Source organism: Paenibacillus sp. RC21, from assembly GCF_044907935.1.
Taxonomy (GTDB): domain Bacteria; phylum Bacillota; class Bacilli; order Paenibacillales; family Paenibacillaceae; genus Paenibacillus; species Paenibacillus terrae_A.
The window spans coordinates 293,823-308,481 of record NZ_JBIYCS010000003.1 but is presented as its reverse complement, the minus strand read 5'-3'; the positions used below and the strand labels follow the sequence as shown (position 1 = coordinate 308,481).

Annotated in this window: 14 protein-coding genes; 6 read left to right on the top strand and 8 right to left on the bottom strand. The window is 46.5% G+C overall.

Translation table 11 applies throughout. The annotated features are described in order from the left end of the window. Positions 1 to 88: 88 nt before the first annotated feature. From ABIA61_RS11130 to ABIA61_RS11120, 3 genes are read right to left on the bottom strand one after another with little or no spacing between them, the layout of a single operon-like run. Positions 89 to 1,336, bottom strand: a complete 1,248-nt coding sequence (locus ABIA61_RS11130; RefSeq protein ID WP_283656211.1) for a response regulator — start codon at positions 1,334 to 1,336, stop codon at positions 89 to 91. Further along, positions 1,284 to 3,377 (bottom strand): cache domain-containing sensor histidine kinase, encoded by a 2,094-nt coding sequence (locus ABIA61_RS11125; protein WP_283654894.1) that lies wholly within the window; start codon positions 3,375 to 3,377, stop codon positions 1,284 to 1,286. Before ABIA61_RS11125 ends, ABIA61_RS11130 begins: the two co-directional genes overlap by 53 nt. Next, the gene (locus ABIA61_RS11120; RefSeq protein ID WP_404580724.1) at positions 3,358 to 4,365 is read right to left on the bottom strand and encodes a substrate-binding domain-containing protein; all 1,008 of its coding nucleotides are present in this window, start codon (positions 4,363 to 4,365) and stop codon (positions 3,358 to 3,360) included. The genes ABIA61_RS11125 and ABIA61_RS11120 overlap by 20 nt, the downstream gene beginning before the upstream one ends. Before the next feature lie 198 nt (positions 4,366 to 4,563). Between ABIA61_RS11120 and ABIA61_RS11115 the strand changes: the two genes are divergently transcribed. Beyond that, positions 4,564 to 5,787: an acyltransferase gene (locus ABIA61_RS11115; protein ID WP_283654892.1), complete on the top strand. Its 1,224-nt coding sequence runs from the start codon at positions 4,564 to 4,566 to the stop codon at positions 5,785 to 5,787. Between the two features lie 125 nt (positions 5,788 to 5,912). Here ABIA61_RS11115 and ABIA61_RS11110 read toward each other — a convergent pair whose 3' ends face one another. The 3 genes from ABIA61_RS11110 to ABIA61_RS11100 form a co-directional block, all read right to left on the bottom strand. Next, a complete protein-coding gene (locus tag ABIA61_RS11110) occupies positions 5,913 to 6,419 on the bottom strand; it encodes a hypothetical protein (protein ID WP_283654891.1) in 507 nt (168 codons plus the stop codon). Positions 6,420 to 6,827: 408 nt separating this feature from the next. Further along, complete coding sequence (locus ABIA61_RS11105; protein ID WP_283654890.1) at positions 6,828 to 7,025, bottom strand: aspartyl-phosphate phosphatase Spo0E family protein; 198 nt, start codon at positions 7,023 to 7,025, stop codon at positions 6,828 to 6,830. Between the two features lie 234 nt (positions 7,026 to 7,259). Beyond that, the gene (locus tag ABIA61_RS11100; protein WP_283654889.1) at positions 7,260 to 8,645 is read right to left on the bottom strand and encodes a helix-turn-helix domain-containing protein; all 1,386 of its coding nucleotides are present in this window, start codon (positions 8,643 to 8,645) and stop codon (positions 7,260 to 7,262) included. Between the two features lie 506 nt (positions 8,646 to 9,151). Here ABIA61_RS11100 and ABIA61_RS11095 point away from each other — a divergent pair. Together ABIA61_RS11095 and ABIA61_RS11090 are read left to right on the top strand one after the other, a co-directional pair. Next, positions 9,152 to 9,598 (top strand): AbrB/MazE/SpoVT family DNA-binding domain-containing protein, encoded by a 447-nt coding sequence (locus ABIA61_RS11095; RefSeq protein WP_283654888.1) that lies wholly within the window; start codon positions 9,152 to 9,154, stop codon positions 9,596 to 9,598. A gap of 226 nt (positions 9,599 to 9,824) precedes the next feature. Next, positions 9,825 to 10,301, top strand: coding sequence for a L,D-transpeptidase (locus ABIA61_RS11090; RefSeq protein WP_283654887.1), 477 nt, complete (start codon positions 9,825 to 9,827; stop codon positions 10,299 to 10,301). Between the two features lie 39 nt (positions 10,302 to 10,340). Here the strand turns inward: ABIA61_RS11090 and ABIA61_RS11085 are convergent, their stop codons facing one another. Beyond that, positions 10,341 to 11,129, bottom strand: a complete 789-nt coding sequence (locus ABIA61_RS11085; RefSeq protein WP_283654886.1) for a hypothetical protein — start codon at positions 11,127 to 11,129, stop codon at positions 10,341 to 10,343. 276 nt (positions 11,130 to 11,405) lie between these two features. On the opposite strand from ABIA61_RS11085, the gene ABIA61_RS11080 reads away from it, so the two are divergent. Both ABIA61_RS11080 and ABIA61_RS11075 read left to right on the top strand, forming a co-directional pair. Then, positions 11,406 to 11,861 (top strand): MarR family winged helix-turn-helix transcriptional regulator, encoded by a 456-nt coding sequence (locus ABIA61_RS11080; protein ID WP_283654885.1) that lies wholly within the window; start codon positions 11,406 to 11,408, stop codon positions 11,859 to 11,861. Positions 11,862 to 11,997: 136 nt separating this feature from the next. Beyond that, positions 11,998 to 12,876 carry a (Fe-S)-binding protein gene (locus ABIA61_RS11075; protein WP_404520371.1) on the top strand — a complete coding sequence of 293 codons (879 nt, stop codon included), beginning with the start codon at positions 11,998 to 12,000 and terminating at the stop codon, positions 12,874 to 12,876. Between the two features lie 76 nt (positions 12,877 to 12,952). On the opposite strand, the gene ABIA61_RS11070 is transcribed toward ABIA61_RS11075, so the two are convergent. Next, a complete protein-coding gene (locus ABIA61_RS11070) occupies positions 12,953 to 13,471 on the bottom strand; it encodes a hypothetical protein (RefSeq protein WP_283657658.1) in 519 nt (172 codons plus the stop codon). A gap of 190 nt (positions 13,472 to 13,661) precedes the next feature. Between ABIA61_RS11070 and ABIA61_RS11065 the strand changes: the two genes are divergently transcribed. Continuing rightward, positions 13,662 to 14,597 carry a hypothetical protein gene (locus tag ABIA61_RS11065; RefSeq protein ID WP_404580723.1) on the top strand — a complete coding sequence of 312 codons (936 nt, stop codon included), beginning with the start codon at positions 13,662 to 13,664 and terminating at the stop codon, positions 14,595 to 14,597. The last annotated feature ends 62 nt before the right edge of the window (positions 14,598 to 14,659 follow it).

The following is a 14,659-nucleotide window of genomic DNA, read 5'->3' as shown; positions in this document are numbered from 1 at the left end:
CCTCCAAATATTGATAGATATTTGTTCGTTATCCACAGCGTAACAGACCCCCCAACGCGCAGGTGTGATTACACACACATTTTTCAGCTCACTCCTGATCCGACGCGATTACGCCGATCCCACCGCCTTTGCGGTACTGAACAGGGGAAACACCCATGGTCTTTTTAAAAGCCGTACTAAAATAGTGCTGGCTGTCGTATCCTGTGCGCTCTGCGATATCGTGGATTGACAGCGTGGTGGAGTCCAGCAGTTGCACCGCTTTGCGAATACGGGCGCGCGTGACGAGGGTCACGAAGCTATCGTTTAGCTCTTTTTTGAGCACACGGCTGAGATACACGGTGGATACCTGTAAACGCGAGGCGAGGGATTCCAGTGTCAGCTCCCGGTCCGCAAAGCCTTCCTGAATAAGCTGCCGTGCCCGGCGTACGAGTGGAGACAACTGCGATTCGCCGTACACACGATCACGGCACACTTGGAACGCATCAACCGCACCTTCCAGCCCCCGGGCATTTCGCTCCACATGTGTATGAACCGCTATGTTCAGGTAGCGACCAATAGCCTGCTCCATCGTTGCGCCGATGGCTTCGGGTGCCTCCTGCCACAGGCATATGCCGATCAGCCCGTTTGCATCGCGGAACAACACATGCGGCAGGCCCTCCAACAGCTCGCCAATGATATTTTCAGCAGCAAAAAGAAACAGTTGGCGGTCATTCTCACGCATAATCGTCTGCCGCGCCTCTGCCGCAGGCCACCGTACCACGCCGATCTGAACGGGTGGCCGGGTTGGAAGACGTAAAAACGCCAGTTGTTCCATCACGTCTTTTCCCGTGTTCTGCCCTTCCAGCCATTCCAGACAAAAGCGCTGGCGCAGCAGCGGAATATTCCGCTCAATCTGCCCGGCGGCCTGTTCTACATAGGCGGCACGCTTGCGCTCTTCGTCCAGCCGCTGACAGAGCTGCGACAGCGCAGCGTGAAGCTGCTCCGCATCGACCGGCTTCAATATATAATCCTCCACGCCAAGTCGGACAGCCTCCTGCGCATACGCAAATTCATCATGACCAGAAATGATCAGACACCGACATTCCGGGCGTTCTTCCCGCAGCCGTCGGATCAGCTCAATTCCGTCCATGAACGGCATATTCATATCGACCAGCAAAATGTCGATGCCAAGCCGTACCGCCAGCTCCAGCGCTTCTTCGCCATCCTCCGCCTCACCCGCAACCTCCATGTTGAGAGCCGTCCAGTCTACGCAATCTCGTATGCCCTCACGAATGATCGGCTCATCATCTGCGATCAGTACCTGATAGCGTTTTTTTGTGTAACGTTTTGCCGTCATCGTCGTCACTTCCGTTATGGTCTTGTCCGTCAGACTCGTCGTTGTCGAGGTGCCGATGGTGTGTGATTTCGTCATCCTGATCCGCTCCTTTTTCATGAGGCTTCTTCAATTGTGCCATATCCCGCAGCAACGGATGAATGATCGTAACGCAGGTACCTGCCCCTTCTTCACTGTCCAATACAATTCCATATTCCTCACCAAAAGATAGCCGGATACGCGCCTGTACATTCAGCATGCCATAGCTCCTACCGTTCGCATTCACACTGGCTCCATTTGGCTTCTGTTGTCCTTCCATCGAGTCCAGCGGTGCTTCCAGCAAATGCCGCAGCTCCCGCAACCGTTCCACCGTCATCCCTGCACCATTATCACGTACTGTCAGCAGCAGCTTATCTCCCTCAATCCGCGCCTCGACCCCAATCGTGCCCGGACCACGTCTGGCCTTGATGCCGTGGTAAATGGCATTTTCCACCACAGGCTGAAGCATGAGCTTCAACACGAACAGCTCCCCTAATTCCTCGGATACGTTTAATTCCCAGCGAAGTCTGTCCCGATACCGGGTTTGCTGAATTTGCATATAGCTTGATATATGCTCAATTTCGCTGCGTAGCGGAATAAAGTCATCCCCCTTACTCAACCCGAGGCGAAACAATCTCGATAGCGCCCCCACCATATCGGACACGTCTTCTGCCCCGTTTTTACGAGCCATCCAATGAATCGTATCCAAAGTATTGTATAAAAAGTGAGGCTTAATATGCTCCTGAAGGCTACGTAGCTCGGCATCCCGCTTCTGCCGCTCCCTTAGTTCGCCAAGCGACATCAAACGGCGAATTTGCTCCAGCATCCGGTTGAAGCTCCTGCCGAGCATCCCGATTTCATCCCCGCGGTCACTCCATTGGCGAACCGTAAGATCCCCCGTTTCTGCTGTCCGCATATAGGACATCAGGCGGAAAATCGGCTGCGCAATCGAACGCGACAACCTTAAGGATGCCGTCAGTCCGAACAGACACACAATGAAGACAAAGGAGACGACGTAGAATTGAATTTGTCGTACCTCCAGTGTTGATTCCCGCGCCGGGAATACACCCACCGTTCTCCAGCCCGTAAACTCGGAAGCCCGGAACATGAACAGCAATTCTCTCCCTCCAGCTTCACGAGTAAACATCCCGCTGTCACCTGCCCCGAACCATTCCGGGGGAATACGCTCGATCAGCGGCATATCCGGCATGTACACGCTACGTCCCTCTGCATCTGTCACCATTAAATACCCGGTTTTGCCCAGGGTTACATCTCTGGCAGCCTGCGACACGGCCCGTAGCTTGAGATCAATCATAATCACGCCTAGCACACGTCCAGTCTCCGAATCCGTCACCGACCGGACGACAGACACAATTTCGCTATCCTTGTACTGAACATGAGTCGTCACATTACGATGGCTCGGCTGTCCCAGTACGGTAAAAATACCTGCATGCTGCGACGCCTGTTTATACCAGTCCTCTTCGGTCAGACTGCGCGTGCTTCGAGCATACATTTCGTTACTAATATAGTCGCCGTGTTCGTTCACGATCAGAATACCCGCAATCTCGGGATATAACGTGGTAAAGCCCTGCAAAAATTGCTTCATCCGATACAGCGTATCCTGTGCCCTTTCCTCCTGTTGTTTCTCCTGCGCAACCGACTGCGCTACTGTACCCGTGTGACCGTCAGCCAGCGTCTGTCCTTGCCAGAACTCTCCTATATCCGGGTTAAAGCCAATCAAATACGTCATGTTCTGCAAATTTTCCATTTTGGTATCCAATGCCTCATTTACCTTGCCAATGAGCTGCATCGTATGGTCTTCCACCTGCCGCTCAATAATCCGTTCCACCGTCCAGTTGACCAGCAGACCCAATCCCAGTGACGGTACGATGCCAAAGAACAGGAATAACAACATGAGCTGATACCGTAAAGGCATATTGCGCAAGCGCAAACGCTGCATCCTTTGATCCGACCATGCGCGTATACGCTTCCATCTCCGTTGATCATCATTTCGCATAATAATCATCTACATTCGCCCGTGTGACGACGGATATCCCTGTGTCCACTCGAACAGGTAGAGGGGCGTTGTCACCGGAGGAGGAAGGAGCGGGAATCGTCAAATGATGGTGCAGATGGAACAGGTATTGAAGCGACCAATAGCCCATATTCCACGTTCCCTGAGCAATGGTTGCCGAGATCGTCCCTCCACGGATCATATCCAGGGTCGCTTTATTCGTATCAAAAGAAATGATTTTCAGCGGACGACGGCTCTTTTGGCTCAATATCGCCTCACCGACACCTGTTCCTCCCGTCGCCTCGGTCACAAAAATCCCCGCCAGCTTCGGATACGCCTTCATCAGCCGCAGCGACTCATCCCGGGATACCATTGCGTCACCGCGTCCATCCGCCACTTCCACCACCTTCATGGCAGGATACTGCCGCTGAATGGTGTCACGAAAACCACGGGAACGCTCCTCATGATTTTGCTGACCGGGTAACGTCAGAACAGCTACCTCGCCTTCCCGTCCCAGCAGCTCTGCCATTTTGTCCGCAGCAGTCACACCCGCCTTGTAATTGTCCGTTCCCAGAAAAGAATACGCCCGGCTGCCCGGTGCCCCGGCATCAAACAGCACCACAGGAATGCCCGCGTCCAGTGCCTTATTAATCGCCGGGATCAGCGAGTGTGGATCAATCGCGGAAATCGCAATCCCTGCGGGCTTCCGGGCAATCGCCTGCTCAATCACGGTCGTCTGCTCCTGCGCATCATAACGGGTAGCCCCCCGATACTCGACGGTCACACCCATCGCATCCCCGGCATCCTCAAAGCCCTTAAGGCCGCTTTTCCAATACTCCAAACCGGACTGGAACGTAATCATGATATACGTTTCTCCAATGCTGCCGCGTAGCCCTTTTTCTTCCCAGGTTCCGTTCAACGGCCCGGATTGTTCATATCTGAACACATACAACGCAAAGGCCGCAATCAGCAGAATATATACCACCAGTGTTTTTTTCATCCTTCCTCCCCCCTTTCTGTACCTATCCCAAAGTTGTGAATTCACTTAGATTGTAAACGCAATCATATCAAATTGGAACTACTTCCACTCCTCTTACTTTCAGGTAGCGTTAATCCTGCACTAATGTTCCTGCGTTACAATACCTAAATTGTGTTATGGAGAAGGTATACGATTTCTTTTGGAAAAGGAGTGATAGGGATGAGCAAGCCGCGTATCGCGGAGTGGACAGAACTGCGGGGTCTTGCCTACCTCGCTGTCGTGCTTCAGCATTGCATTGGTGAATATATTTACCGCAGCGATATCCAGCAGCCGGATTCCGTTATGCTCGCAATGCTGTACCATTTGACACGCTTTGGCACACCGACGTTCGTTTTCCTGTCTGCGGCGCTGCTTTTTTATAATGGTAACAAACCGATTGGCTATCCCCGTTACATTGGCAGGCGGTTTCGGGATATTTATCTTCCTTTTCTCTGCTGGACGGTTGTGTATTGGGTATGTAACCAGAACTGGTCGACGGCGCAGTGGGGAAATATTTATTTTTACAAGGGCATGTTCGAGGAAATGATTATACCTGTCAGCGGATATCATCTATGGTTTGTGGTGATGATTTTTCAGTTTTATATTTTGTTTCCCTTATTTGCAAAAGCAGCCGGGCATGTACAAGCGTTCCTCCGTCGCTACAGCACCAAAAAACGCAAACAGCTCGTTCTGATTGTAATGCTGACAGCAGCGGCGGCCTATGCTCTGCTCTTGCAATGGTCCTACTATGACATGTCTGCATGGAGCACCCGTTTGCCGTCCTTTTGGCAGGACTTGTTAGATTATCGCACCTATAACTTTATTATGTACTTTTTCTATTTTATGCTGGGCGCAGTGTGCGCTTATATGACGGACACCTGGCGGGGGCTGGCCAAACAGACGTTGCCGTGGAATGTATTTGTCTTTATTGGTCTGTTCATGCTCATGGGTCACACGATGCTGATCCAGTCGGGCAATACGATTAATCTGAACATTTCCACCTATCTCAAGCCAAGTACCTTTGTGCTGATTGTCTCACAGTTGCTTTTGTTATATGGACTGCTGCTCCATTTGCAAAAAGACCAGCGCTCCGAGCCGTTCCGCCGCATGCTGAACTGGATCGGACGTTATTCCTTCGGGGGATATCTGGCCCATGCGCTCGTACTGGCCTTCATATCCTACTTCACCCGCCCGCTTTCACTGGGCGATCATCATTTTACGGCGACACTGCTTACGTTTGTCGTCGTGGCAAGCGTGTCTCTCGGCATCAGCTGGCTGTTTGCCCATCTGCCGGGAGGCAACTGGATTGTCGGCTCCAAAGGCAAACAGCGCTTGACCTGGCCGTTTCGGTTTCAGCCGCTTTCCTCCAAACGCGCTTCCAAAAGCACGCAGGAGCTTGGCTAATAGAAAAAGAGAGGCTATATCACTAAAAAAGGACACTCCCGATTCATTTCGGGAATGTCCTGTTCTAATGAAAAAGGCCGGCACATTGGCCGACCTGATCCATCTTCAAAACAACTATGAGATAATTACAATTCTCCCCGTGAAGTACCTATACGAACTGCGAGTTCACCAGACATGTAAGCATTACCTGAGGTAAGGCTCACATAAAACTTACCGGTAGACCAAGCATTCGAGCTAACTTCACTATAAATCTGGCCAGGTTTTACAGTTCCAGAAAGCTTCTGCGTACCTGATGGTGAACCTTGATTTACGGAAAACTTAATTGGTTGGTCGCCGTCATTACGTATCCATACTTTAACATATCCATATCTTGAGGGAATTTCAAAATCCTCTGTAAGCTCTGTATTACGAAGAGTTCTATTGACCACCGATTTAGTTTCCTGAGGAGTAATAACATGATCTCCCGTTTTTGGCGTATTCACATCTGTCGATTCATTTGCAGACTGAGTCACTTGTACTGAGTCTGTTGTAGCTGGTGCAAGATCGGTCGTAGCTGCAGCAGAAGCAGTTAATGGAATGGCAACGGCTAAAGACAAAACAGATAATAATGAAGCTTTTTTAATACTTTTCATATTCATAGCCTTCTCTCTCATGAAATTTTGTTGTACCTAAACTGATCTTAACTCACTCTAATTGAATGGAATGAATAATAAGTGACCACCTCTTTCCAAGACAGGAATGGTCTTTATTAATCAACCCCAGTATGTATAAGTTCCAATTTTGCTATATGACTAATAAAGAATTTCCAAAAGTACAGCAATATCATTTAGCAGCTATACTTTCTACATTTTATATGTCAGCCTGGCTACTATTGCGAATGCAAAGTATGCATCTCCCTAACTTATTAACATATTATTCCATGAACATGTATTTTATTTTAAAATAAGTCATTATATAGAATAATGATAAACGTTATGAGGGAGAAGTCACAGTTTTCAATAAAAAGAATGGGGGGATGGACTGAATATAGCATCGTCTTGTCAATGATTTGGCTCTAAACATAGTGAGGCAGATTTCTGGTGAAACATACGGTTGTACTGATTAATCAGTTCATCCAAAAGCATAGACTGCTCAAGTACACAAGCGTGTCCGAAGCCATACTCTTCGTAAAGCTCATGCAAGTGTTGTCTGGCGTATTCCATCTGCTGAATTAACGTTAACGTTTCATCCCTGTTCATCCTGCATACCTCCTAGTGAATCTCATTTTAGGAGGTAATGAACAAATACTTCATGTCCTTTTTTGAGCCAAGAAATTACAAAATAATCCAAAAAAAGACCAGCAATAAGCTGGTCCATTGTAATGAATATGAAGATGTTACTTGGATCAAGATCCACTAACGTGTCCATTAGTTTGGATTATACCATAACTTGGATTCCCAGCTTGCACTGGTACTGCGAATACCCGCAATAAGCTAGTTACCGTCAAGAAGAAAACCATCTTTTTGATCAATTTTTTCCCATAGACTTTGCAACTGATCTCGGGTTTCAGAAACGGCATACGCTTTGAATCGTTCAAATAACATTGCACAATTATGCGAAAGTAGTCCTTTATTAATGAATTCAGCCTTTTCCCATGCATTTAGCAGACATTTGAAACCATATGGATATCTACCTTTATTTAGACTGTACTTAGCCATCTTGTACCAAAACCGTACGTATTCTTCCGGTAAAACTTGTTGTGTATACATGTCAGAAGATGACGGTTCCTGATAAGCTGCAATTTGGGACTCAAAACGCTGTAGAATATGGTCCACATCCACATTGTATCGGTTGGCTACTTCAATGACGTTTAGTAGCTCGGCAAGAATCTCTTTTTCACCAGCTATGTACTCCACGTAATCCGACAGGACACTAACATCTCCAGACATAAGTCTGTTTACGTAAGTATTAATTTTCGCCCATTGCTGATATTGCTGCTTCCAATAAAGCGCATCAGGGTCCTTCTCCTTCACCCAACTTAGATCGGTATAACGACGAATGTGTTTTAATGCCTGTTCATGATCTCCTTTTGCATCGCAAGCACTAGCACACAGAAGTTCGGCGTAAGTTATGTATACAAACAGCGGCCTACTTAGCTTTTTTCGTGGCTCTGTCTCTTTTCGCTTGGAGTTGTGAACCAAATTATATTGGAGCTGTCCTAATTGACCCATTTGAGATGAAAATTCATAAACCTTGTCCCACAAACTTAATGATCTGTACACGTTTGCTAAATCTTTTAAAGCATCTAATTGCTCTATCTCGTCCAAGCGATCAACAAAAGGGGCAAATTCGGTGGCAGCTTGAAGATTGACAGCCCGATCATGTCCGATGTTGATTTGGAACAGGCGATACTGGCAGATCGCCAATCGCTCTGAATGCTGGTGCTTCTCACTTTCAGCCACCTTCTTGTACAGGTATGCTGCTGCTTCATTGTAGCCGTCTTTATACACATTTTCTGCAACTTCAAAGAGCGACGGCGGATAAGTAAGGTTATCCAACAACAGAATTACAACTCGCTGCAAGCAGTCCAGTCGCCCTAGCTCAATGCATCGGTATAGGAATGGGCTGATTTTTTTCCAGTTTAGTGGAGATTCTTCAATGCACTCTTCAATGTAACGTTCGTAAAAATAATCCAGGGGTAAATTCATTCCCGCAGTAATGCAATCCAATTGGTGAACAGAAATAGAACGATTGCCCGTCACAATGCCACTAACTGTACCTACATTCAAATCAATAATGCGACCAAATTCGGTCATGGTTAAGCCTTTTCGTTTTAGATAGGTTTGAATTTCTGCCTGTATCGTAGGTGTGATTTCCATGGATAAACCACCCTTTCAGCGTGAACTTTAAATTAGTACAAATTTCAACAAAAAAATGGATTGGAAAACTTATAGTATAGTTAATATTTTTTCTATTCATGATAATACCATCTTCTGGAACAACAATAAATGCTTTTATTTTATTGCTTTTTATCTTTTTAATAGGAGAGTATTGGTTGATGGGCGTAAAAATGACAAGGAATTTAGAAACTTTTGGTAGACTCGTAATTCCCAAAGAAATACTCATAACCTGTGATATTTGTGCAAATGATGCTATAGAATTTTTCACAGATGAAGAAAAAGGTATCCTATCCCTAAAAAAATACATTGGTCAGTCTTGTAAGTTTTGTCAATCTACCGAGGGATTAAGTTACTTTAAGAGTTCTCTTATATGTACAAGCTGTAGATATATGCTCAAGAGTCATCCAAAGCCCGTGTAAGTCAGCTCATACCAAAAATGCTTGATCAGGCAGGTGACGGTTAAGAAAATAAAAGGAGAAGATCACTTGAAGAATACAGGTATGACACGTTCCTTGGATACGTTAGGCCGGATTGTTGTTCCTAAGGAAATGCGAACCTCTATGGGTATTGATGTTGGCGATCCTTTAGAATTTTATGTAGATGTTGAAACAGGATTTTTGAGTATGCGGAAGTATATTGGAGTCGCCTGCAACTTGTGCAATTCGGTTGAGTCTTTAACCTATTTCAGGGATTCATTTTTATGTAAAAAATGCATACTCGACCTGAAAGGAAACATAGGTGTGAGTCAAATTCCTGCTCCTGCTGTTAAGAAACCGTACAAAGAAAAAAGAGCAAATCGGTCGTCTTCAAAAAAACTGGCTGAACAACTAAGAAGACTCATGAGTGAGCATCCTACAGCCAAGCAAGGCGACTATGCTAAATGGCTTGGCGTGTCACAAGGTCGTATTTCCCAGCTTAAAAAGCTGTTATAGGCATCGCTCACCATTATCCACATTTTTAAGGATGATATGAACCGTGCGAGTAATTTTTTAGAAAACTTGAAAAAATACTAATGACTCGTTGTATTTATCGACTCCAAATTGCCTATCTAAGTGAAGAGCGAAATTGATACAAACACCAAAAAAGAATGTGGAGCCGTTCTGGTGTTTGCGACTCCATCAAATTCACTCTCAATAAAACAATTGGAGGCGTCTAACAATGGGTTTTCACATTCTTGCTAATTTTCCGGCTAATCGGGATTACAAAGGTATTCTGAAAGTATACAACGACAACGGTAAACTGGTATTTGGCCCTGTCGAAGCTTTGGGGCGCGGGTCAAATGATGAAGCGAACGGTGGCGACCATACCAACTGGAAACGTAAAAATGCAGATATCCCTACTGGTGTAGCTAAATGTAAAGTTTATGCTAAGGGTTCTTCGGAGTATTCTTACGGCCCCTACAAACGTGTATGGCTAAATGAAGCAGTAAGCGGGAATTTCCTAATTGCTGCACAGAACGGTCGAGATGAAATTATGGTCCATGGTGGAGATCCTGCTCCAAGCTCTTCCGCTACTTGGTATCCATTACGCCCAACCTATGGCTGTATCCGACTCTCGAATAGTGATCAGCAAGCACTGATTCAAATCTTGGAGGCAAACGGAAGTTCAGGAAAAATTACAATTTCCGAGGTTTAAAAAAACCAGGGCGGGAGCAACTCCCGCCCTTCTTGCTCGTCAATTTGCTTCGTATTTATCAAGCTTTAACCATTGTTGAAATTCTTTTTCACTTAATTTTTTAACAGTCTTCACTTTTTTAGTGATCATAGAGTACGTATACAGTCTTTTTTGATCCGATGGATATTCACTTATATAGTTGAATTGATTCCCATTTTTATTCCATAAAATCAAACTTGTACTAATGTAATCTGTTTCTCTAGGTAAAAAAGTAAACGCACCTTTTTGGGAATCATAAATAGCTATGGAGCTTTTGGCAGGATCTCCGTATGAGAAAGCAAGTTGGTCTGCTTTTGGTGACCAATTATAGGAATTTATTGTTTCAATATTTTTCTTGCCAGCAGCGCTTAACTGGTCATTTAATATTTGATGCTTTCCATTTTTCATATCCATAAGCAGCACCGTCTCCCCTGCGCTACGTCGTGTTTGTATAGCGAGCCAATCATTTGAAGGTGATACTGAAATACTCGATATATCACGCAGCTTATCATCAAAACCATCTGTTTTAATTGTGTAGTTCTTTTCTCCTTTTTGGATCGTTATGGATGTAATAACGCTTTTTTCAGAGCCTGGTACATTTTTCAGCTCCGTTTTTTTCGCCGTTACCGTAATATTCTTTTCTTTCCAAATCGCTTGGCCTTGGCTCTCGCTCTTTTTAAATTTTGTTATCGACTGATATACTGATGGATTTTGGGTTCCTGCATTAGCCATAGAAAGGCCACTCAAGCTGCCCACAAGCACTATACTCGACAGGAAAGCAGTAGCATATTTTGCTCTTAAATTCTTCATTTGAATAGCTCCTTTATAAAATGTATTGACCTACAGATATTTAGTACCACAATTTTGTTCCAAGCCTTTCCTAAAATGATATCTATATACATAGACGATCAAATCGAAATTTTGTTGCTTTTCTCAAGAATTTTACAGATAAATTTTAGATGAGCATAAAGAAGCGTCCTACCAGAAAGACCGACAGAGCCGACTGCTGTGACAAATTTCTCTGACAAAACCTGTTATTTTTGAAATAGTGTAGATACACGAAACAGCGCAAAGAATGGAGAACCTATGGCAACGACAAGGAAAAACAAGCAATCTTCGCTGGAGCGATCAGCCTCAGTCTGTACCTGCATCAATCTGCGCCGTTCCTCAATGGCTGTTACGGGACTGTATGATCGGTATCTGGCCCCAAGCGGACTCAATATTAGCCAATTCTCACTGCTCAAGCACTTAACTGTGCTGGGACCGGCAAGTGTAAGTGAATTGGCGCTGGAGATGCGGCTCGACCGAACCACGATTGTGCGCAATTTGAAGGCGCTGGAGCATAGCGGATATGTGGAGGATACATCTGCTGAGGGCAGTCGCAACCGCTGCCTTACTCTGACGGAGAGTGGAAGAACGACATACAACGACGCAGCAGAGCTTTGGGAGGAGGCGCAGCGTTTTTTGCAGGAGTCATTGGGAAACGGGGAGCTGCAGATACTGACCGCACTCTTATCCAAAATTGAAGATTTGGGTTTGTGATTAGTCACCTTCTTACATGGGCATGGGGTGATGATCAATTCGTGTATATACACGAAAAAGATTGAAATGTTTATCGCGGTATTAAGGAAAGAATGCTTTGCTGTGAACAATAACCACGGAGAGGGATGTGGATAGGATGGTTGAATCCGTACCGGATATGAGAGAAATCATCGCAGCCGAGATGAAGACCTATGTGAGCGAAGACAAAGGCAATGTTTGTGAAGAACTGCAGAGTCCTTATTACGAGGAGCCGATTATTCAATTTGCCGAGGCCAATGATCCTTTGTTTGAGGAGTACAAAAGAGTGGTGGGACCCGACCACGCCACGCCGCAGGAAGCATTTGAACGTTCCTTTGGAATGGGGAGTTTTGATGGAGGCACCGTTATCAGCGTTGTGCTGCCGATCAGCGAGACGATCCGCAAGGCTAATCGTGCCCAAAAAGATAGAGCCTCCAGGGAATGGGCGCTGCTGCGAACCTTCGGCGATGAATATTTTGTACAGTCTGCAAGGCGGCATTTGACGGGATATTTAACAGGCCTTGGTTACCGTGCGGTTGCGCCGCTGGATGCGGATTGGTACAGCATCCATGGCGCCGCAGGGGGGCCGGTCTCCAACTGGTCGGAGCGCCACATTGCATATGCTGCGGGTCTTGGCACCTTCAGTATCAATGACGGCTTCATCACCGAAAAAGGAATTGCCATCCGCCTGCTGTCCGTGGTGACCAATCTCAAAGTGTCGCCTGATGCCAGAACATCTTCAGCAACAGGCCATACCGGAAACTGCCTGCTGTGCAGCAAGGGCATCTGCGGTGTGTGCATAACCCGCTGCCCTGTGCAGGCCATCAGCAAGGACGGCGGACATGACAAAATTGCCTGCATGGAATTTGTGTACGGTCAGGCATCGCGGGACTTTGCGGTGCTCAACGGCGGCGAGGCCAAAGCGGGTTCCGGCTGCGGACTGTGCCAGACCAAGGTGCCCTGTGAGAGCAGGAATCCGATGCGGACCGCCCGGTGAATATGAAAACCTTGAGAACCGCCATTCTCAAGGTTTTTTTAGTACAAAAGGATCATGCTAGTTTTAACTTTTTAACTTAGTTTTCATTAACCGAGGTTGAGGGGGTCCCTGGCTCTTGCTTCAATTGGGCTTCATGTGGAGTCCCGGACTTACGGTCGAATGTAATCGGGCCTTTACGGTTCACGAGCCGTTTCAGATCCACGGTCATTTCATTTTTCAGCTTATCAATGAGCTGTTCCTCTTTGATACCTTTACTTTTGGCGATATCGACCAACGATTTGCCTTGTCCCAGCTCATTCTCTAACCGGGCAGGAGTGATACCCAGAAGCTTGGCGATCTTCTCGTTCAAATGGTAATTCCAGCCGCCTGGCCCTTTACCATGTCCGTGTCCATGTCTATGAACATGTCCTTGCCCGTGATGATCCTGTGGTGCAACCTTCCACTGATGAGCTTCCCCTTGCGTTGATGCGTTGGGAGCAGGAGCTTGCAATGGGTTGCCCGGTTCGGTACCGGAAGCTCCGGCAGCCCCCGCAGTCCCATACATCATCACCCCTCCATATAGAATAGCAGCGGTCAATTTCCATTGATTTTTCATGATGCAGACCCTTCTTTCGTCCTTTTCATACTATATTTTCTCTTTCTGCTTTTTTTATTCACTCTACAGATTTTCGTAAAATCCTTAATGTAAAAATAACAAAATGTTGAAAATTGCAATCTGTTTTATAATGGCGGGTAACAACTAGATATCGCTATAAAATTATCTATAAGAGATGCAGGTGATAGCGATGGAGTGGTATTTTGCATACAAAGATGAATTGGAAATTGTTTTCCGTCAAGCGGAAGAACGGACAGCCGCGTTTCCTGCTCCATTTCAGAGTCAGGGCTTGGACTATCTGGCCCGTTTTAATCCGTTAAGGGAAGACAGCACGCGAAACTACATATGCTATTTGCTTCCGTTCTGGCTGCAGGAACTCACCGGGCTGGCTCCCGAAATTTGTCGTAAGCTGTCACTCGGCAACGTGTTCGTCATGGCTCATTATTTGATTCAGGACGATGTGATGGATACAGCAGCAGACAACCGCAAAATGCAACTCGCTTTAAGCCAATTGTTCTATACCGAATGTTTGGACCTATACCGGGACCTTTTTCCGGCGTCCTCTCCTTTTTGGACGTATGCCCGAACGTATATCGGTGAATGGGCTGTTAGTGTGACATCTGAGGGAACAAAGGACTTTTTTCAGGGGGAACGACATCAGGTGGCGCTGAAAGCCAGTCCGTTAAAAATGGCTGGCACGGGTGCTTTGCTGCTCTCTGAGCGGGCCGATCTGATCCAGGCCATTACAGACATGACAGATACAGCGCTGGTTGTACTTCAAATGTCGGATGACTGGGCCGACTGGTCGGAGGACTTGGAGGAAAATAGCTACAACTGCCTATTGTCCCACATCAGCGCCGAGCAGAAGACAGCTTATCGCGAAGGACTGGGACCAGAGCAAATTCGGGAGGCGATTTATGTACGCGGGGCGCTTGCCAGTTACGTGAGCATTGCTGATCAAGCGGTCCAGCAGTTGGAAAATCTGGAGCCTGACATCCCTGGACTGCGTATGTTCACACGTTCGATCGCAGAAGAACTGGGTGAAGAGGCGGCAGAAATTGAAACCGGACGTTCACATTTGCGAAGAGGCGGACTGGATTTTTGGCTCTCCAAAAATATGAAATAATGCTAGATTTTTACGAGACTTTCGTGGTATACTCACTAGGTAAATATAACCAATTGAATGAG

What these genes read in the sequence shown, in the direction of transcription:
- ABIA61_RS11090 (WP_283654887.1), top strand. Translation starts at nt 9,825, where the DNA reads ATGGGTTTTCACATTCTTGCTAATTTTCCGGCTAATCGGGATTACAAA.
- ABIA61_RS11120 (WP_404580724.1), bottom strand. Translation starts at nt 4,365, where the DNA reads ATGAAAAAAACACTGGTGGTATATATTCTGCTGATTGCGGCCTTTGCG.
- ABIA61_RS11110 (WP_283654891.1), bottom strand. Translation starts at nt 6,419, where the DNA reads ATGAAAAGTATTAAAAAAGCTTCATTATTATCTGTTTTGTCTTTAGCC.
- ABIA61_RS11105 (WP_283654890.1), bottom strand. Translation starts at nt 7,025, where the DNA reads ATGAACAGGGATGAAACGTTAACGTTAATTCAGCAGATGGAATACGCC.
- ABIA61_RS11130 (WP_283656211.1), bottom strand. Translation starts at nt 1,336, where the DNA reads ATGACGGCAAAACGTTACACAAAAAAACGCTATCAGGTACTGATCGCA.
- ABIA61_RS11075 (WP_404520371.1), top strand. Translation starts at nt 11,998, where the DNA reads ATGGTTGAATCCGTACCGGATATGAGAGAAATCATCGCAGCCGAGATG.
- ABIA61_RS11085 (WP_283654886.1), bottom strand. Translation starts at nt 11,129, where the DNA reads ATGAAGAATTTAAGAGCAAAATATGCTACTGCTTTCCTGTCGAGTATA.
- ABIA61_RS11100 (WP_283654889.1), bottom strand. Translation starts at nt 8,645, where the DNA reads ATGGAAATCACACCTACGATACAGGCAGAAATTCAAACCTATCTAAAA.
- ABIA61_RS11125 (WP_283654894.1), bottom strand. Translation starts at nt 3,377, where the DNA reads ATGATTATTATGCGAAATGATGATCAACGGAGATGGAAGCGTATACGC.
- ABIA61_RS11080 (WP_283654885.1), top strand. Translation starts at nt 11,406, where the DNA reads ATGGCAACGACAAGGAAAAACAAGCAATCTTCGCTGGAGCGATCAGCC.
- ABIA61_RS11065 (WP_404580723.1), top strand. Translation starts at nt 13,662, where the DNA reads ATGGAGTGGTATTTTGCATACAAAGATGAATTGGAAATTGTTTTCCGT.
- ABIA61_RS11115 (WP_283654892.1), top strand. Translation starts at nt 4,564, where the DNA reads ATGAGCAAGCCGCGTATCGCGGAGTGGACAGAACTGCGGGGTCTTGCC.
- ABIA61_RS11070 (WP_283657658.1), bottom strand. Translation starts at nt 13,471, where the DNA reads ATGAAAAATCAATGGAAATTGACCGCTGCTATTCTATATGGAGGGGTG.